The organism is Aeromonas molluscorum 848, assembly GCF_000388115.1.
Classification (GTDB): Bacteria; Pseudomonadota; Gammaproteobacteria; order Enterobacterales; family Aeromonadaceae; genus Aeromonas; species Aeromonas molluscorum.
Genome location: NZ_AQGQ01000015.1, coordinates 1 through 18,643, shown reverse-complemented (window position 1 = coordinate 18,643; position 18,643 = coordinate 1). Strand labels below are relative to the sequence as shown.

The 18,643-nt window shown below is 59.8% G+C and carries 18 protein-coding genes and 2 pseudogenes; 7 read left to right on the top strand and 13 right to left on the bottom strand.

Annotation, left to right across the window (positions count from 1 at the left end; genetic code table 11):
* Positions 1–38 precede the first annotated feature (38 nt).
* Positions 39–1,295, top strand: coding sequence for a PTS ascorbate transporter subunit IIC (locus G113_RS04265; protein WP_005894031.1), 1,257 nt, complete (start codon positions 39–41; stop codon positions 1,293–1,295).
* Positions 1,296–1,360: 65 nt separating this feature from the next.
* Here the strand turns inward: G113_RS04265 and waaA are convergent.
* From waaA to G113_RS04235, 6 genes and pseudogenes are all read right to left on the bottom strand, one after another.
* A pseudogene (waaA, locus tag G113_RS04260) lies at positions 1,361–2,625 on the bottom strand (lipid IV(A) 3-deoxy-D-manno-octulosonic acid transferase).
* Between the two features lies 1 nt (position 2,626).
* Complete coding sequence (waaF, locus tag G113_RS04255) at positions 2,627–3,742, bottom strand: lipopolysaccharide heptosyltransferase II (protein ID WP_005894029.1); 1,116 nt, start codon at positions 3,740–3,742, stop codon at positions 2,627–2,629.
* Positions 3,739–5,025 (bottom strand): PIG-L deacetylase family protein, encoded by a 1,287-nt coding sequence (locus G113_RS04250; protein ID WP_005894027.1) that lies wholly within the window; start codon positions 5,023–5,025, stop codon positions 3,739–3,741. The genes waaF and G113_RS04250 overlap by 4 nt, the downstream gene beginning before the upstream one ends.
* Before the next feature lie 3 nt (positions 5,026–5,028).
* Positions 5,029–6,174, bottom strand: a complete 1,146-nt coding sequence (locus tag G113_RS04245; protein ID WP_005894026.1) for a glycosyltransferase — start codon at positions 6,172–6,174, stop codon at positions 5,029–5,031.
* Positions 6,171–7,421, bottom strand: coding sequence for an O-antigen ligase family protein (locus G113_RS04240; RefSeq protein WP_005894024.1), 1,251 nt, complete (start codon positions 7,419–7,421; stop codon positions 6,171–6,173). The genes G113_RS04245 and G113_RS04240 overlap by 4 nt, the downstream gene beginning before the upstream one ends.
* An 88-nt stretch (positions 7,422–7,509) precedes the next feature.
* Positions 7,510–8,598, bottom strand: coding sequence for a glycosyltransferase (locus G113_RS04235; RefSeq protein WP_005894021.1), 1,089 nt, complete (start codon positions 8,596–8,598; stop codon positions 7,510–7,512).
* A 308-nt stretch (positions 8,599–8,906) separates the two neighbouring features.
* Here G113_RS04235 and G113_RS04230 point away from each other — a divergent pair, with 308 nt between their 5' ends.
* Entirely contained in the window at positions 8,907–9,704 is a 798-nt protein-coding gene (locus G113_RS04230; RefSeq protein ID WP_051106563.1) for a glycosyltransferase family 2 protein, read from the top strand.
* A 68-nt stretch (positions 9,705–9,772) separates the two neighbouring features.
* On the opposite strand, the gene G113_RS04225 is transcribed toward G113_RS04230, so the two are convergent.
* The gene (locus G113_RS04225; RefSeq protein WP_005894015.1) at positions 9,773–10,813 is read right to left on the bottom strand and encodes a glycosyltransferase family 9 protein; all 1,041 of its coding nucleotides are present in this window, start codon (positions 10,811–10,813) and stop codon (positions 9,773–9,775) included.
* 135 nt (positions 10,814–10,948) lie between these two features.
* Between G113_RS04225 and coaD the strand changes: the two genes are divergently transcribed.
* On the top strand, positions 10,949–11,434 hold the full coding sequence (gene coaD, locus G113_RS04220) for a pantetheine-phosphate adenylyltransferase (protein WP_005894013.1): 486 nt from the start codon (positions 10,949–10,951) through the stop codon (positions 11,432–11,434).
* A 59-nt stretch (positions 11,435–11,493) separates the two neighbouring features.
* On the opposite strand, the gene G113_RS04215 is transcribed toward coaD, so the two are convergent.
* The 6 genes from G113_RS04215 to radC form a co-directional block, all read right to left on the bottom strand.
* On the bottom strand, positions 11,494–12,369 hold the full coding sequence (locus tag G113_RS04215) for a VirK/YbjX family protein (protein ID WP_040318898.1): 876 nt from the start codon (positions 12,367–12,369) through the stop codon (positions 11,494–11,496).
* Positions 12,370–12,536: 167 nt separating this feature from the next.
* Complete coding sequence (gene mutM, locus G113_RS04210) at positions 12,537–13,349, bottom strand: bifunctional DNA-formamidopyrimidine glycosylase/DNA-(apurinic or apyrimidinic site) lyase (RefSeq protein ID WP_005894009.1); 813 nt, start codon at positions 13,347–13,349, stop codon at positions 12,537–12,539.
* A 15-nt stretch (positions 13,350–13,364) separates the two neighbouring features.
* A complete protein-coding gene (locus tag G113_RS04205) occupies positions 13,365–13,820 on the bottom strand; it encodes a hypothetical protein (RefSeq protein WP_005894007.1) in 456 nt (151 codons plus the stop codon).
* Positions 13,821–13,910: 90 nt separating this feature from the next.
* Positions 13,911–14,078 (bottom strand): 50S ribosomal protein L33, encoded by a 168-nt coding sequence (rpmG, locus tag G113_RS04200; protein WP_005323752.1) that lies wholly within the window; start codon positions 14,076–14,078, stop codon positions 13,911–13,913.
* Positions 14,079–14,089: 11 nt separating this feature from the next.
* Positions 14,090–14,326, bottom strand: coding sequence for a 50S ribosomal protein L28 (rpmB, locus tag G113_RS20400; protein WP_005321271.1), 237 nt, complete (start codon positions 14,324–14,326; stop codon positions 14,090–14,092).
* Between the two features lie 136 nt (positions 14,327–14,462).
* The gene (gene radC, locus G113_RS04195) at positions 14,463–15,137 is read right to left on the bottom strand and encodes a RadC family protein (RefSeq protein ID WP_005893993.1); all 675 of its coding nucleotides are present in this window, start codon (positions 15,135–15,137) and stop codon (positions 14,463–14,465) included.
* A gap of 144 nt (positions 15,138–15,281) precedes the next feature.
* Here radC and coaBC point away from each other — a divergent pair, with 144 nt between their 5' ends.
* The 4 genes and pseudogenes from coaBC (at position 15,282) to G113_RS04175 (ending at position 18,625) form a co-directional block, all read left to right on the top strand.
* Complete coding sequence (coaBC, locus tag G113_RS04190) at positions 15,282–16,484, top strand: bifunctional phosphopantothenoylcysteine decarboxylase/phosphopantothenate--cysteine ligase CoaBC (RefSeq protein WP_005893992.1); 1,203 nt, start codon at positions 15,282–15,284, stop codon at positions 16,482–16,484.
* Between the two features lie 39 nt (positions 16,485–16,523).
* Positions 16,524–16,982, top strand: a complete 459-nt coding sequence (gene dut / locus G113_RS04185) for a dUTP diphosphatase (protein ID WP_005893990.1) — start codon at positions 16,524–16,526, stop codon at positions 16,980–16,982.
* Between the two features lie 69 nt (positions 16,983–17,051).
* Positions 17,052–17,648: a nucleoid occlusion factor SlmA gene (gene slmA, locus G113_RS04180; protein WP_005893988.1), complete on the top strand. Its 597-nt coding sequence runs from the start codon at positions 17,052–17,054 to the stop codon at positions 17,646–17,648.
* A 140-nt stretch (positions 17,649–17,788) separates the two neighbouring features.
* Positions 17,789–18,625 (top strand): annotated as a pseudogene (locus G113_RS04175) (mechanosensitive ion channel domain-containing protein).
* Positions 18,626–18,643 lie beyond the last annotated feature (18 nt).

Below are 18,643 nucleotides of genomic sequence, written 5' to 3'. Positions count from 1 at the left end.
GCCTGCGGGCCGCCTCTTCCATCTGCTTGGAGCTCACCATGGAATTTTTCAATTTTCTGATGTTTGACGTGCTGTCGGAGCCGGCCGTGCTGGTCGGCCTGATCGCCCTCATCGGCCTGATTGCCCAGAAGAAACCCGTGACCGAGTGCATCAAGGGCACGGTCAAGACCATAATGGGCTTCGTCATCCTGGGGGCCGGTGCCACCCTGGTGGTGAACTCGCTGGGCGATTTTGCCACCATCTTCCAGCACGCCTTCGGCATCAAGGGCGTGGTTCCCAACAATGAAGCCATCGTCTCCATCGCCCAGCAGTCGTTCGGCAAGGAGATGGCGATGATCATGTTCTTCGCCATGCTGGTGAACATACTGATCGCCCGCCTCACCCCCTGGAAATTCATCTTCCTGACCGGTCACCACACCCTCTTCATGTCCATGATGGTGGCGGCTATCCTCTCCGCCGGCGGCATGAGCGGCATTCCGCTGATCGCGGTAGGCAGCCTGGTGGTCGGCGTGACCATGGTGCTGTTCCCGGCCCTCGCTCACCCCTACATGAAGCAGATCACCGGCTCGGACGAGGTGGCTCTCGGCCACTTCTCCACCATCTCCTACGTGCTGGCCGGCTGGATCGGCGCCAAGTTCGGCAACAAGGCCCACAGCAGTGAAGAGGTGCAGGTGCCCAAGAGCCTGCTGTTCCTGCGCGATACCCCAGTGGCCATCTCCTTCACCATGGGCATCATCTTCCTCATCACCTCCGCCTTTGCCGGGCCCGAGTTCGTCACCAGCGTTGCAAAGGGCAAGCACTGGTTCATGTTCTCCCTGATGCAGTCCATCACCTTCGCCGCCGGTGTCTACGTCATCCTGCAGGGTGTGCGGATGGTCATCGCCGAAATCGTGCCGGCCTTCAAGGGGATCTCCGACAAGCTGGTCCCAAACGCCAAACCGGCGCTCGACTGTCCCATCGTCTTCCCTTACGCCCCCAACGCCGTGTTGATCGGCTTCCTGTCGAGCTTCACCGCCGGTCTGGTGGGCATGGTGCTGCTCTACCTGCTGGGGCTCACCGTCATCATACCGGGCGTGGTACCGCACTTCTTCGTCGGCGCGGCGGCCGGGGTGTTCGGCAACGCTACCGGCGGTCGCCGCGGAGCTCTGCTTGGCGCCTTCGCCAACGGCCTGCTGATCACCTTCCTGCCGGTGTTCCTGCTGCCTGTGCTGGGGGATCTTGGCTTTGCCAACACCACCTTCAGCGATGCCGACTTCGGCGTGGTGGGCATACTGCTCGGCCTGATCGTGCGCTGACCCTCAGCCCGCACAAAAAAACGGAGCGCCATGCGCTCCGTTTTTTTGTGCCCATCTGCCCGGGTTCAGTCGTTTTCCAGGCTGGCGAGGCAGTGGGACAGAGTGCGCGCCAGCGCCCCCTGATTACGCAACACCACGGCGCGGGCCTGTTCGCCCATCTGGCGGCGCTCGCCCTCGTCGGCCAGCAACTCGCTCACCTTATTCCCCAGCGCGGCGGCATCCATCACCAGGGCCGCGCCCCCCTGAGCCACCAGCTGGCGGGTGATGTCGCTGAAGTTGAAGTAGGCGGGGCCGCTCAGACAAGGCTTGCCCAGCGCCGCCGGTTCCAGCAAGTTGTGACCGCCGACCTTCACCAGACTGCCGCCGACGAAGGCCACATCGGCCGCCGCCAGCATCAGCGGCAACTCGCCCATGGTATCGCCGAGATAGACCTTGTCCGTCTCGCGGATCGGGGCGTCGCCGGTGCGCCGCACGCAGCCATAAGGGGCGCACAGCTCGGCCACCCGATCGAAGCGCTCCGGATGGCGCGGCACCAGGATTAGCAAGGCCAGGGGATGACGTTGCAGCACACTGTCAAACGCCGCCAATACCTGCTCATCCTCGCCCTGATGGGTACTGGCGGCGATCCAGACCGGCCGATCTACGCCCAGGGCAAGGCGCAATGCATGTCCCTTGGCCTGCACCTCGTCACCCAGCTGGATATCGAATTTGATGGAGCCAGTCACCGCCAGCCGCCCCCGACCTATGCCAAGCCGCGCAAAGCGATCCGCATCGTCCTGATGCTGGCAGAGCAGATGGGTCAGCGGTCGACTGAGGGTATCGAACGCCCCCTGAAAGCGGGCATAGCGCTGGCAGGAGCGTTCCGAGAGACGGGCATTGATGATGGTCACCGGCAGATGGCGCGCCTCGCAGGCCGCCAGCCAGTTCGGCCACAGCTCCGTCTCCATCACCCAGAGGGCGCGAGGCTGGATGCACTTGAGAAAAGCGGCCACCGCCCAGGGGTAATCGAGGGGGCGTAGCGATGCACCACCAGATCGCCGAGCTTGGCCGCCTGCTCGGCGCCGGTGCGGGTGGTGGTGGTGAGCAGGATAGGTAAATCCGGCCGCTCGGCCTTGAGGGACCGGATAAGGGGCGTGATGGCGAGCGTCTCGCCGACACTCACCGCATGGATCCAGAGCGGCGCCTCCTGCCCGCTGGCCGGCGTCCGCCCCAGATGCTCGGCCCAGCGCGCACCAAAACCAGGCTTGCCTCTCTTCGGTTTGTAAAGCGCAAGCAGCGCAAGCGGCAAGCCCAGGTGGATCAGCAGGTTGTAGAGCAGCCGATAGAGCATGCTATTTCGGCTCCGACCGCTTGCTCGCACTGGCAACAAAATTCGGCGGATCGACCGGTTGCAATGCGATCAAGCGATCCGGCGACTGGCTGTACTCCAGGCGCTTGCCCGCCTCTATTACCTGTTCCGGCATCAGCTCGATCAGGCACTTGAGGTGGCCGAACTTGCAAGTGCGCTTGAAACAGGGGCGGCACTCGATGTCGGTGTGCACTATCTCGACCCTGTCCGCCAGCGGCGGTGTGTAGAGCGGCGAGGTGGAGCCATAGACGCCGATCAACGGCCGGTTGAGGGCGGCGGCTATGTGCATCAGGCCAGAATCGTTGGAGATGACCCGCCCGGCCAGCGCCATCAGATCGATCGCCTCATACAGGTTGGTCTTGCCCGCCAGCACGTGGCAGTTGGGGCGCGACAGCGGATTGATCCGCTCGCGTATGGTGTTGGCTACGGGCACATCCTTGCCGGAGCCGAAGATCCACACCTGCCAGCCCTCATCCAGATACTTCTGCGCCACCACGGCGTAGTGCCCTTCCGGCCAGCGCTTGGCCGGGCCGAACTCGGCCCCCGGACAGAGCACCAGCACGGGGCGAGCGACATTGAGCCCCAATCGCTCCAAGGCCTTGCCCTGATTAATCAGGTCAACGTTGAGCGAGGGGTGGGGAATGGCGGGAATATCGGCCCGACTCTTCATCTGCGCCTTGGGATAGGCCAGCGCCAGATAGGCTTCCACCATCAGCGGAAAGACAGACTTGTTGCTGCGCATGTCGTTGAGCAGACCGAAGCGGTGCTCCCCCTTCCAGCCGGAGCGCACCGGTATCCTGGCGAACCAGGGGATCAGTGCCGACTTCATGGAGTTGGGCTGGATGATGGCCTGATCGTACTTCTCGGCAGCCAGCAGCTTGCCGAGCCGACGCCGCTCCCCCAATTTGAAGTCACCGTGGCCAAGGGGCATGGGCACCGCCTTGTCCACCTCGGGCATCCGCTCCAGCAGGGCACCGCACCAGGCCGGCGCCATCACGTGCAGCTCACAATCCGGGTGGTTGGTCTTGATCGCCTTGTAGAGGCTCTGGGACATCACCATGTCGCCGACCCAGGAGGGGCCGATCACCAATATCTTCATGCTTGTTCTGTTCCTGCGTCTTGCAACATGCCGCTCACGAAATCATCGCCGGATACCCAGCTGAACACCTCATGAGCCTTGATGTGAGTCTGAAAATAGCTATGCAGACCATAGTGGTGATAACCATCTCGTCTGACGGTACGGCCCCACCAACGTTTAAGGCGCTTCTCCAGCCTGTCCTTGGCATGCAGATCGTGCATCGTCTCCATGGCAACCACTTTCTCCTTCTGCCGTGCCAACGACAGAGGGTGGCTGTAACAGCGCCAAGACCCCAGCCTGGAGTGTTCGCTGTGCCAAGGGGGCAAGGTGGTGCCCGCATGCTCGGGGCCATAAGGGAAATCATGGACCCGGCGCAGGTGATTCGCATAGAGCAGCACCCGGGCAGGGCAGTACCCGCTCTCCTGGATTGCCAGCGCCAGGGCCTGGGCGGTGGCGACATGATCCCCATGGGGATCTACCTCGGGGTGGGTCACCAGGACGCTGCTCGGCCTTACCCGTGCCAGCAGCGCCGCGAGATCCGCCACCAGCAACCGGCCACTGTTGGCTGCCTGCTCGTCCCCCGGCAACGACTGAGGATTCCAGCGCCGAAACGGCGCCGGCGTCAGCTCTGGCAACTGGGCATGGGCGACCAGGCTGTCCGGTTCCGCCACCAGCCTGGCCAGGCTGTCATTGAAGTAACCCAGACAGAACAGGCGAGCGGCGCTGACTCCGGCCAGCAGCGGCGTAGTCACACTGTTCCAGGCCCGGATCGCCCCCTTGCGTGCCGAGGCGCTCGGCAAATCGCGGTCAAGGCCAGGAATGTACTGGCGGTCCAGTCGGTTGAGCTTCTCCCCCGCACTCAGGGTCACTATCCAGCTGCGCTCGGCATGGTCACTGTAGAGGCCAAAAGCGGCCAGCTCGGCATCGTCCGGATGGGGGGAGAGGATGAGCAGGGGGCCATCTTCCAGCGCCGGGTTGGCGAAGGCCAGCAGGCGGGCCTCTGCTTGCCAGCGACAATCCCGGCCCCGCAGCTGTATTTCGTCCAGGCGGGTCAAGCCAGTCAGATTGAGGAAGCGTCGGCCACGCTGGTTTGCCTCGAAGAACTGCTCCTGACTCACCCCTTCTCCAACGATGCCGATGCACCCCTGGCGACGTTTGTGGGTCGCTTCGTAGCCAAATTCCAGCAACAGGGTGTGATTGGCGAGTTCGCCAGGGACGACGGCCTCCAACCGACCATCAGGTTGCACATTGACGGGGGAAACCCAGCTTGGGGCCAGGGGGTAACTGTGATCCAGGATCGTCATGATTTAATCCTCAATGAGGGCGAGGAAACGGCGGGCTATCTCGCCATCGTCGAATCGGTCAACCCAGTGGGGCAGGATCTGGACAGGGTCAGCCAGCGCTTCACGCATCTTGGCGGCCAGTGCGGCCTCATCATGAGCGGCCAACAAGCGGGTCTGTTCTTCGATCAGCACCTCGCGAATGCCACCCGGCACATCGGTAGCGACGGCCTGAGTACCACAGGCCAGGGCTTCAATAAGCACCAACCCTAGCCCCTCGGTTCTGGAGCTGAGTATGAAAGCTTCAGCCCCTGCCACCCAGGGATAGGGATTGGCTTGATGACCGAGCAGTATCACTCGCTCATCCAGTTCCAGCATCTGTATCAGCCGCTCCAGCACGGTCCGTTCGCTGCCCTCCCCGATAATCACCAGCTTGCAGTCGAGTTCCGCCCGTTTGAACGCCCGCAGCAGCAGAGTCTGATCCTTCACCGGCACCAGACGCGCCACGTGAACCAGGAAGCGACCCGTAATGGGGGGATCTTGGGCAAGCTGCGCCAGCTGACGTACCCGTGCCAGAGGGACGCCATTGTGGATCACCGTCTGGCGGGTCGGCCGGACCGAGAAGTGTGACAGCATCTGCTGCAGCACCTCGGCGATCCCCTGGGAAACGCAGATCACCTGCTTGTCCTGGAACAGCTTGGCGGCGAGCCAACCGCCGAATCGATAGTGGCGCAACTTGGAAGAAGGTCCCTCGACCAGTTGCCAGCAGCGTGGGTCATGCAAATCCCACAGCAACTCGAATGCCCCCTGGCCCCGGATCAGGATCTGATCGAAAGCGCCATACTGCGACTCCCACTCGGCGATCCGCGCCTTGGCCAAGGCACTGGTGCGCCAGCCGGTCCACACAAAACCTGAGCCTGGCACCAGGTGTTTTAGCAGGCCCCGTCCCAGCAGATCGCAACTCGACCCCAGCAAGCCACGCCGGGCTTCCCGCTCGATGTCGCCGCCCGCATGCAGATGCACAGCAGGGTCCGGTGTCAGTCTGGCATCGCCACGCAGTACCCAGACATGCACTTCATGGCCCTGGGCTGCCATGGCGTTAGCCAGGGTAATAGTGGCCTGTTCTATCCCCCCGGCTTGCAAGCGACGCAATATGATGAGGATGCGTCTCATAGGGCCCTGTCCGCCCACCCTTGCGGGTAGCGGCGGCGCCAGCAGAGGGTGATCAGACCGCCGAGAATGATGTTGAACACGAAAGTGCCAGTACCAAATGACATGTAGGACTCAAAGTTGTTCACTATTACCCAGAAGACAAAGAAGCAGAAGCCAAACACCAAGACATCGGTCGGCATCAGCTTCGCCCGCCACGCAAGCCAGCAATCACGACCGATGACAATGGCCAGGGCAAGCAACATGAAGGAGCCAGCCAACCCATAGCTGAGCTGAATTTCGAGGAAATAGTTGTGCAGATGACCAAACTGCTGTTTGACCCAGTCGGGCAGCACGGCGGAATGGCTGATTACCCGGCTGCGAGCCTGGGATCCCCAACCAAACCAGGGGCGCTCAGCTATCTTGTCGGCGGCAACCTTCCAGGTGTTGGCCCGTATTCCGACGCTGGTGTAGGGAATATTGTCCCAGTCGCCGTGCAGCAGTTGCTGGATGACAGGCGCTTCTTGCTGATATCGCTGCTCAACATGGGCGAGACCACGCTGACCCAAGGTGAAGAACAGCAGCGTAGTACCCACGATCAGGAGCCCGAGCAGCCACCAGCGTGGACGCTTGAGCCAGACCCAGAATACCAAGGCCAGCAGCAGGGCCGCAAAAATCGCAATAAAAATGGCACGGGTCTGGGTCACCATAATCCCCAATACCGCCACACAAAGAACCCCTGACCAGAGTGGCAGCCGCCACCAGCGCTGTGGCCCCACCGATAACCAACGCTGGCTAAAGCAGAGGCAACCCAGCATCAGGGTACCGAAGTACATGGCAATATGCTGGGCGTTGCGGATGCCAAAATCGACTCGCTGCCCTGACAAGCCTTGTTGCCAGGTGGTCCAGTCGGCGGGCGACCCTAGCACAGTGGCTAGCAGTCCCAAGGCGGCGATGCCCCACAGCCAGAAGACATTGCGCAATCTACCGGCCAGCAGCACGGCGGTGGCGAAGAAGAAGAAGATCTTGGTCAACCGATCGAGATGAGGGTTCGAGCTGGTGATGACGGTCGGTTCCAGCAGGCCCAATAGCCAAGGGATCAGCTGCACCAACAACGCCAGCCACACAAACTTGAAGTAGATGTCCAGCCCCATGCGTCTGTGGGAAGTCAGCATCAGCAGCAACGTCATGGCAAGAAAGCCAGCCTCCATCGCCTTGCCGACGCCACCAAACCAGATACGGCAGAGGGCATACAGCAGCAGGCAGGCCACCCCCAGTATCCTTAAATAGGGCGTTATTCCTTCTCCAGCGACACCGCTCCAGCGCACATCCATGTTTTTTATTATGTTGTTATTCAATTTATGGTGCTCGTTCTGCTAGTGACAGGGCCTCGAACTGCGGTAACACGCTCTCGGCGAGGAAAGCCTGGTAATAGTCGGCAGTAATAGTCACAGGAGAAGCATCCATCCGGGCGATGGCATCGGCCAGTGCGGCTTCATCCTGCAATGGCACCAAGAAGGCAGCCAGCTCACCGGTCAAGATCTCTTTCGGACCTGACGGACAATCGACACTCACTATGGGAGTGCCGAGGAAGAGCGATTCGATCAACACCCTTGGCAAGCCTTCACCATCCGAGGTCAGGATCAACGCCTTGGCCTGCTTGATATAAGGGTAGGGATTAGTCTGATAGCCGGGCAGGATCACCTGCGCCTCAAGATCCAGCTCACGAATGAGCGTACGCAATCGTGCTTCCTCCTCCGGCTTGCCCTTGCCCAGCAGCAGCAAAGGAGTGCTGACGCCACTGGCTTTATAGGCACGCAACAGCCGATCATGACGCTTGCGATGCTCAAAGGTGCCTACGTTGATCAAGTATTCCCCCCTTGGTACCTCGGCGGGTTCGGCAGCCATGCGCACGAAGCCATCTCGCTCATAGGGGTTGTAGATGGCCAGGATCCGCTCAGGTTTGAGCTCGGCATCCTGCAACAAGCCATCTACCACCCCCTGGGAGCAACCAATCACCTTGCGACCATTGTAGAAACGCTGCAACTTGGCCTTTGCCTTCGCTTTGCTCTGGGGGGTATAGCGGGAAGCGAGCATGTTGCTCTTCACCCAGAACCAGAGGTTGGGGTGCCTGATATGGCGAGTGATCTTGTCGCAGGAGCAGGAGAGCACCACATGGGGATCCAGGCGACGAATGGCTCGGGCGATGAACCAGGCCTGCCCTTTTTCAAGCAGCACATTGGAGATGGCCTTGGTGACACCATTGACCAGCGCCAAGTTGATCACCTCGAGGCCGGGAGGAAGACGATGCTCGATCAGGTCACGCAATATGAAGACAGTCACCTGATGGCCGCGCTGGCGCAGCCCTTCCGCCGTATTGATGAGAGACTTCTGCGCGCCGCCACCATACAAATCTTCAATCACGAATACGAAACGCTTGGAGTTCATGCATCATCTCATCAAGAAATAACATCGGTAACCGAGTGGGTTGCCGGTCGACCCGCCCGCCATGACCAACACCCAGCGATGCTAGCTGACGGGTGAGTACTGTAGGGGTGAGTAACACCCTAGTCTGGGTGAATATTCATCCTGGCTGCCAATAAATTAATCGTAACAGCCATAAATCTGCACAACTCACGGTTAGCGAGCAAATCATATCCGGGGATTTTCCGTGACCCCCTGCGGCAAGTCAAACTTTGCCCACCAAACTTGAATCAGGATAGAATGGGGCTCACCTCCCTTTGCCGGTTATTTCCATGGAACAACAAGAAGCTGTCACCCTGGCGGTGGCCTTGACCACCTTTAACAGCATGCGCTGCCTGCCTATGGTGCTGGACAGCGTGCAAGGGCTGGCACAGCGTATCGTGATTGTCGACTCGGGCTCCACCGATGGCACCCGCGAATACGCGGCCGAGCACGGTTGCATCGTCATCGAACGCCCCTGGCCAGGTCCGCTCAAGCAGAAAGTCTTCGCCATGGAACAGTGCGCCCCGGCCAAGTGGATGCTGCTGCTTGATTCTGACGAATCCCTCGAACCGGAGCTGAGAAGCGACATGGAGCGAGTGCTGCAAGAAGATGACCCCAGCATCAGTGCCTGGGAGTTCCAGCGCAAGATCTGGTTCCTCGGTGGCTGGCTGCATCACATGTATCAACCGGAATGGCGCCTGCGCCTGGTGCGCAGCGATCAGTGGCGAATGGAGGGCAAGATGGACCTCTATCACGACAAACTGGTCACTGATGGCAAAGTCGGCAAGCTCAAGGGCATCTGCCGCCATGACTCCTATGCCGACATCAAAGATGCCGTGATGCGTGCCCAGCGCTACGCCGAACGCGCCGTCGGCCGGGAAATGAAAGGAGGCCGCTGGTATGACTTCGCCTGGTGCATCGTCGATGTGCTATGGCGTCACGGCATTCGGCAGCGCGCCTTCCTCGATGGCAAACGCGGCCTCATCATGCTCGGCATTACCATGGCCTCCAAGCTGATCCGTCAGGCCTACTTCTGCCAGCAGCGCCTGCAGCCGCCCAAGAAAGATTGGGAAAACCCGGTCGTCTAACGCAACGCGCTTGACCAACACGTTATCATCAGGGCCCATAATGGGCCCTGAATCATTTGTGTCATCGGTCAGCTCGCCTGCCAGAGCGGCTTGCCCCATTGGGCGATGGCACTGGCCATGGTCTTGGGATCGAGCTGACTCATGTCCTCCGGATGGTCACTGTCCTCCGGCGGGCTGAAGGCCAGGTGGCGTCCCTCTTGATTGAGGGGGCGCCAGCGCAGCGGCGTGGCAGAGCGATGGGCCGGGAAGAAGCCCACAGTCGGCACATCCAGGGCCGCCGCTATGTGCAGGGGGCCCGTGCTACCGGCCATGAACAGAGCGGCATTGGCCAGCACTTGGCAAAACTTGGGCAAGCCTTCATCCGAGCGATAGATCCAGCCATTGCCGCCATGGGCCAGCAATTCGGCCGCCAGCTGCTCCGCCTTGCTCTCCTCCCCCGGACCCGCGGTCAGTACACACTGCAGCTCGGGACAACCCTGGTTGAGTTTGATGATGAGCCGGGCGTACTGCTCGATGGAGAGGTTATTGGCCGAGCCACCACTGCCGGCATGAACCATCAACCAGGGGCGCGTCTCCTCGAGCCCAAGCTTGTGCGCCGTCTGGGTACGCACCTCGGCAAGAGATTGGCTATCGAAGCTCAGATAAGGCGCTTGTGGCTCAATCACTGTCGTCTGTTGATCGGTCAGGAAGTGACGGATCAAGTCGAGATTGTACTCATACTCCGGCTTCTGGGAGCGGGAGCGGCGTTGCACCAGCCGCTGGTTGTAGAGCACCTGGGCCAGCTTGGTCGCCGGTGCCAGCCGATAAGGGATATGGGCTTTCCACACCAACTTGGCGTTACGGGTATTGGAAAAGAGGCAGATGGAAGCATCGAAGGCGGCCGCCTTGACACGTGCCAGCAGGGCACGTTGTTGCTCCTTGTCGGCGTGAGCGCCCGGATCCAGGATCACCTCGTCAATCCAGGGGCAAAGCCGGGCCAGCGGTGCCGTGTAGCCTGGAACCAGGGCAGTCACATGGCAATTCATGGAGTGCTTGAGCATGGCGAAACTTGGCCAGGCCAGCATGAAGTCACCAATCTTGTCATTGCGAACGACCAGAATGCGTTTCATAAGAGATCCCTTTGCTCCCCACCATCAAGAGGGGGAGGCTGAATGCGCGATGGGGGTATTCTTGCCTGATGCACTGCTATTCTCAAGCGACGACCTTATAATGCGACCAATTTTCCGGTTGCAGGACGCCAATACATGAGCACCAGGGTTATCTATCCGGGGACTTTTGATCCCATCACCAATGGCCACACCGATCTGGTAGGTCGTGCCGCCCAGCTGTTTGACGAGGTCGTGGTCGGCGTGGCCAACAGTCCCAGCAAGCGACCACTATTCGATCTGGCCGAGCGGGTCGCTCTCGCCCGCGAGGTCACGTCTCATCTTGGCAACGTCACTGTGGTCGGTTTCTCCGGCTTGCTGGTCAATTTTGCCCGGGAGCAAAATGCCAATGTGCTGATCCGTGGCTTGCGTGCTGTTTCCGACTTCGAATACGAATTCCAGCTAGCCAACATGAATCGGCGGCTAATGCCCGAGCTGGAGAGCGTCTTTCTGACCCCGGCCGAGGAGAACTCCTTCATCTCCTCCAGCCTGGTGAAAGAAGTCGCCCTGCACGGCGGCGACATTCACCAATTTGTCGATCCCAGAGTCTGTCTGGCGATCGCCGCCAAACTCGCCAAACCATAAACCACGGGCGCATCAAGCCAAGACTCATCGAAAAAGAGCAGGCCTTGGCCTGCTCTTTTTCATTTGGCCCGGTTAAACCGCACCCGACTGGATAACGCCAGGGTATCGAGCCACTCATAGCGGCGCCGATACATGGCCCGCTTCTTCGAGGCTATCTCTTCCAATGGCTTGCGCCCGGCCGGCATCAGGCTAACGAAGTTATCATCCAGCTCCTGTGCCCCAAACTCCTGCCACAACTCGTCATAGTCCGCCTGCAAGTTTGCCTTCTGCTTGCTGCTGTAGCGTTTGGCCTGAAACACATGGGCTCGCTTGCGCACCGCATCGACTCGCACAGCACCCATTGCCTCGGCCAACCCGAGCACCAGTATCACCACCAGTGACTTGGGCCTCAGACCATGACCCTCCTTGGTCAAGTCGCGCACCCTGTCCTGTGCCTGGGCAACCCCGGGTTCGGGGCCCTGCACAGAGCCAATCACCAGACGCAGGGCGTCGGGTTGTCCGGCAAAAGAGAAGGCGCAACTGTAGAGCCGCTGCCCCTGCTCATCAATAATGGAAACCACCAACTCGGCCTCGCGCCTGAAGGTACCATCGTGACGCAACACGATGCGGCAGCCACTCTGGGGATAAAGACCCAGCTCAATTCCCTCTGCCAGATAGAGGGGGGCAATCAGCTCGGGATAGCAATGTTGCAACAAGCGGTAGTGTTCGACCAGCATGGCGGCCCGCTGGCGGGCATTGGAGCGGGCAAAGCGATAGGGACGCAGCGGCTTGTCGAGCAGTTCGGGGTACTGCATTGGCAGCGCCTTGAGCGGCTCGCAGCAAAACAGTTCAAACACCTGGGCCATGGACCTGCGATAGAGCAGACTGCGCAGCACAAACTTGCCACGCTTGAAGAACAAGCGACTGCCTCCATCCGGGTAGAGGTAACGCGCCATGGCGAGTGCGCCATAATGGGGTTGACGGGAGAGTTGCTCCCAACCGAAAGAGTTGCTCGTCATATCCTGCTCCTGCCGCCTGAATGGGGGGCGATCCTAGGAGTGACGAGCGGTCACTTCAATCGGCTGGCAACACTTGCTTACAACTTACCCAAATAAGTCTCTTGTCAGTATTGGCAGTGGCTGCAGAACACAGTGGTACGCTGGCCGATACGGATCTCGGTCAGCGGCAACTGGCATTGATAGCAAGGCTGGCCGCCCCGGCCATACACCTGCAACTGCTGCACGAAATAGCCTGGCTTGCCATCGGCACTGGTGAAATCCTTGAGGGTGGTACCCCCCTGGTGGATCGCCTCGGCCAATACTCGCTTGATCTCGGCCACCAGGGTCCCCAACCGCTCGCCACTCACCTCGCCTGCCGCCCGCTTGGGGTTAATACCAGCGGCAAACAACGCCTCATTGGCGTAGATGTTGCCAACACCGACCACCACATGGTTATCCATCAGGAAGGTCTTGATCGCTATGCCGCGCCCCTTGGCCCGGCCCTGCAGATACTCGGCATTGAAGGCCTCGGTGAGCGGTTCCGGGCCCAGCTTGGCGAGCAGGGCATGAGCCTCGGCGGGCTCGCGGGTCCACAGCAGCGCCCCGAAACGGCGGGGGTCGTTGAGGCGCAACAGCTTGCCATTGGCCAGCTCGATATCCACATGGTCGTGTTTCTCGGCCGGGGTGCCGATGTTGAGCACCCGCAGGCTGCCGGACATCCCCAGATGGAGGATGGCGGTGCCAAAGTCAGTCTCCAGCAGCAGGTATTTGGCGCGGCGACTGACCCTGCGGATAGTGAGATTGACCAGTTCCTGGATCTCACCCGGAATGGGCCAGCGCAGACGACCATCGCGCACCACCACGCGGGTCACTTCGATGCCGGTAAGCCAGGGGGAGATGCCCTGGCGGCTGACTTCAACTTCGGGTAACTCGGGCATCTTATCCTCGCAGACTCAGGGTGTGGGTTTGAGCAGGGCGCGATACTGCTCTGTGCTAAGCGTCAGCCAGCGATCCTGGCCCAGGCGAACGGCATAACGGCCATTATCCTGATAAAGCGCCAGGCTCAGAGGCTCCCCCTGCCCGGCCAGCCAGAGTCTGAACTCGACCGGGGTACCACGCAGCGGTTCACTCGGCAACAACTGCCAGCCTTGCCACAGCTCAACCTGGCGGCTCAGGGCTGCGTTGTCTAGCCCCAGATCCGGCACAGTGCGCCAGCCTTGCCCCATTCGCTCCAGGGTCCAGCTCGGTCCTTGCCAAGTCAGCACCACGGCGCCCTCGGGCAACAAGCCATGCAAGCGCTGGGCGCTGTTCGCTTGTTGGGCCTGCTCAAGGCGATGCAGCAGCACTATCACCACCAATACCGCTATGATGATGACGTTGTTCCAGCCTTTACGGCTCAGTTTTACCATGACAAGCCTCCGTTCGAGTCGGCAGTGTACTGAATTTGAGCCATAAAAAAACCCGGCACGAAGCCGGGTTTTTGAGACAAATTCAAGTGGTTACTTGATTTTGCCTTCTTTGTAGATCACATGCTGACGAATAACGGGATCAAATTTCTTGATCTCCATTTTTTCGGGCATGGTGCGCTTGTTCTTGGTAGTGGTATAGAAGTGACCAGTACCGGCGCTGGAGTTCAGACGAATTTTATCGCGAATACCTTTAGCCATGATCTAATTCCTTATACCTTAACGCCGCTGGCACGCAGTTCAGCCAGAACCACTTCAACGCCGCGCTTGTCGATGATACGCATGCCTTTTGCGGATACGCGCAGGCTCACGAAGCGTTTTTCACCCTCAACCCAAAAACGGTGAGTGTGCAGGTTCGGCAGGAAACGACGCTTGGTAGCGTTGTTAGCGTGCGAACGGTTGTTACCAACTGCCGGGCGCTTGCCGGTTACTTGGCATACTCTAGACATGTCAGTCTCTCCAAATCTTACTTCATTGCTCGAGCAAATATCTGCCCCGCTGGCCTTCGATTGCGGGGCAAACAGAAGGCGGCATTTTATACAGCATCCGTGATCAAAGATCAACTAATACAGAGCCAGAGCCCGGTTATAACCAACCACGCTCTGCAAAAGAAACCGTGATGCCGTCACCGATCACCAAGTGATCCAGCACTCTGATATCGATCAGGGCCAAGGCGGCCATGATACGATCTGTGATCTGACGGTCGGCCCTGCTGGGCTCGGCCACGCCAGACGGGTGATTATGCGCCAGAATCACGGCCGCTGCATTATGTTTGAGTGCTATCTGCACGATTTCTCTGGGCCAGACGCTTGCCGAATCCAGGGTGCCGTAGAAAAGTTCGACAAACTTGATCACCCTGTGCTGATTGTCGAGAAGCAGCAACGCAAACACTTCCCGCGCCCTGTCCCTGAGCTGGGCCTGCAAATAATCCCGGGTCAACTGGGGGGAAGTCAGTACATTCTCGCGCTGCAACTGCTCGGCCAGATGACGTTTACTCATCTCCAGTACCGCCTGCAGTTGGGCATATTTTGCCGGCCCCAGGCCATGGGCGGCGCAAAAAGCCTGCTGATCTGCACCGAGCAGGGCCCGCAGTGAACCAAACTCCCGCAATAATTGCCGGGCCAGATCCACGGCGCTCAGGCCGTTGACGCCGGTGCGCAGGAAGATGGCAAGCAATTCGGCATCGGACAGACCCACCGCCCCCTGCAGCAACAATTTTTCGCGGGGACGCTCTCCCGCTGGCCATTCCTTGATACTCATATGTTTCCCAACCAAATCTACTGACAGAAAACATAGCAAAGATTGACGAGAGCCTGACCACAAGTCACCCATGACAGCCTCTGTCGTCACCCTCAGGCTGTGCTATCTTAGCCGACCAGTCAGAACGAGCCGGAAGCAAAGCAGATGAGATTGGCCGACAAACGCATCCTGTTGGGTGTCAGCGGTGGTATCGCCGCCTATAAAAGCGCCGAATTGGTGCGCCGTCTGAAAGAGCAGGGTGCCGAGGTGCGGGTGGTGATGACCCGTTCCGCCAAGGAATTTATTACCCCGTTGACCCTGCAGGCGGTCTCCGGTAATCCTGTCGCCGATAGTCTGCTGGATCCCGCAGCCGAAGCTGGCATGGGCCATATCGAGCTGGCCAAATGGGCGGATCTGGTACTTATCGCCCCCGCCAGCGCCAATCTGATGGCACGCATGGCCGCTGGCATGGCCGACGAACTGCTGACCACTCTCTGCCTGGCAACCCCCGCCCAGGTGGTTGTCGCCCCCGCCATGAATCAGCAGATGTATCTCAACGCGGCCACTCAGGCCAATCTCCAGACCCTCGCCAGCCGCGGCATTCTGCTATGGGGACCGGATTCCGGTAGCCAGGCCTGTGGCGACGTGGGCCCCGGTCGCATGCTGGATCCTCTCGACCTGGTCGAGCGCTGCTGCCAACAGTTAACCACCGCCCCCCTGCTCGCCGGCGTCAGACTATTGCTCACTGCCGGACCGACTCGCGAGGCACTGGATCCGGTACGCTTTATCAGCAACCACAGCTCCGGCAAGATGGGTTACGCCATCGCCCGCGCCGCCCGTGAAGCGGGGGCCGACGTGACGCTGGTCAGCGGCCCGGTAGCCCTGGCTGCCCCTCAAGGGGTGGCGCGAGTCGATGTGGAGAGCGCCCTGCAGATGCATCAGGCAGTGATGAACCGGGTCGACGAGTGCGATCTCTTCATCGGCTGCGCCGCCGTGGCCGACTATCGTCCCGCCCAGGTCGCCTGCCAGAAGATCAAGAAAACCGGTGACAATGACCAGATGGTGCTGACCCTGGTCAAGAATCCCGACATCATCGCTGAAGTGGGGGCGCTGCCGAGCAAACCCTTCACGGTCGGATTTGCCGCCGAAACCGTGGATGTGGAACAATATGCCCTCGGTAAATTGCAGCGAAAGCGGCTGGATATGATAGCCGCCAACGATGTATCCCAGTCCGGGCAAGGCTTCAACGCCGATGACAACGCCCTTACCGTCTTCTGGCAAGGGGGTCAAGCTACCCTGCCACTGGCCGATAAGCTGACGCTGGCTCGTCATCTTGTCGCCCTTATTGCGCGCCACTATCGACCCTGAGTCCCCAAACTTGGGGCCATTCCAACTGACGAAAGATCCATGAACACACAAATAGAACTGAAAATCCTGGATGCCCGCATCGGCACCGAATTCCCCCTGCCTGCCTACGCCACGCCGGGCTCTGCCGGCATGGATCTGCGCGCCCTGCTCAACCAGGCCATCACCCTGGCACCAGGTGAAACCATACTCGTCCCCACCGGCCTTGCCATCCATATTCAGGATCCGGGCTTGTGCGCCACTATATTGCCCCGCTCCGGTCTGGGTCATAAGCACGGCATAGTGCTCGGCAATCTGGTCGGCCTCATCGACTCCGACTACCAGGGTCAGCTGATGATCTCGGTCTGGAACCGTGGCAGTGACAGCTTCACCGTTCAGCCAGGTGAGCGCATCGCCCAGCTAGTGATCATGCCCGTGGTGCAAGCCAGCTTCCAGCTCGTTGAAGAGTTTGATCAGAGCGAACGGGGTGAAGGTGGGTTTGGTTCTTCTGGTCGTAAATAACAAGACCCAGCGCAGCCCTGGCTGCGTGGCTAATAACAGAATCAAGCCATTGTTTTTTTAGGGGAATCCATGGCAAGCAGTAATCAGAAACAGAGTCGGCGCGACCAGATCCTGCAGGCGCTGGCCCATATGCTGGAAACCAGCCCGGGTCAGCGTATCACCACGGCCCGACTCGCGGCCGAGGTTGGCGTTTCGGAAGCGGCCCTCTATCGTCACTTTCCCAGCAAAGCACGGATGTTTGAGGGACTGATCGACTTTATCGAGGATTCCCTGCTGTCACGGGTCAACATGATCCTGGCCGACGAGAAAGACACCATGACCCGCTGCCATCACATCTTGCAGCTGCTGTTGGTGTTTGCGGAGCGCAACCCCGGTATCACCCGTATCCTCAACGGCGATGCGCTGCTGGGTGAGCATGACAGGCTGCGGGATCGCATCAGCATCTTGTTTGACAAGCTGGAGACCCAGCTCAAGCAGGTGCTACGCGAGAAGCGGTTGCGAGAAGGCCAGGGGTTCCAGCTCAACGAAACCATGTTGGCCAATCTGCTGCTGGCCTATGCCGAGGGGCGGATCAGCCAGTTCGTCCGCTCCGAGTTCAAGCTCAAACCGACTGCGGATTTTGAAGACCAATGGCAGTTTATTCGCAGTCAGCTGCTGCAGAGTTGACCCCAAATAGACGAGGAGGCACTTGGCCTCCTCCGTTTTTTATGGCAAAAATTAACATCTCACGAACCACAACGACCCAAACTGTCGCAATGCGCTGTTATAGTCCGTGGTTTTGATTAATTCGCCCAACAGGAAGTGTTATGGAACCCGAAATGCTCACCAGTGCTCAGACTTGGCTCGTCAACAATCAGGGACTGCTGCTCGAGTATGGTGTCAATATCACCGCAGCACTGATCACCCTGCTGCTCGGTTATATTGCCACCAACCTCATCAGTGGCGGTGTCGAGAAGGTCATGAAGGCCCGCAACCTCGACGCCACTATCACCCACTTCGTCGGCAGCGTACTCAAGTACGGCCTTCTGGTATTCGTGGTGCTCGCCGCCTTGGGTCGTGTCGGGGTCCAGACCACCTCCTTCATCGCCATCATTGGTGCCGCCGGTCTGGCCATAGGCCTGGCGCTGCAAGGCTCACTCTCCAACTTCGCCGCCGGTTTTCCTGCTGATTATCTTCCGCCCCATCAAGTCCGGGGAATTCATCGAAGTGGCAGGGACTTCTGGTGTGGTGCAATCGGTACAGCTGTTCACCACCACGCTCACTTCTGCTGACAACAAGATGGTAGTGGTGCCCAATTCCGCCATCCTCAACGGCAACATCATCAACTACTCGCGCATGGACACCCGTCGGGTCGACATGACCTTCGGCATCGGCTACGGCTCTGACTTGCGCAAAGCCAAGTTGGTACTGGAGCGTCTGGTCAACGAAGAGCCACGCATCCTGAAAGAGCCAGCGGTCACTATTGCCGTTGCCGCTCTGCTCGACTCCTCGGTCAGCATAGTAGTGCGCCCTGGGTCAAGACCGGCGACTACTGGGGTGTCTGGTTTGACTTCCACGAGCGGGTGAAGCTCGCCTTCGACGCCGAGGGCATCGAGATCCCCTTCCCGCAGATGGCATTGCACATGCACAAGCCGCAAGCCTGATTGGCTGGCAACAAAAAA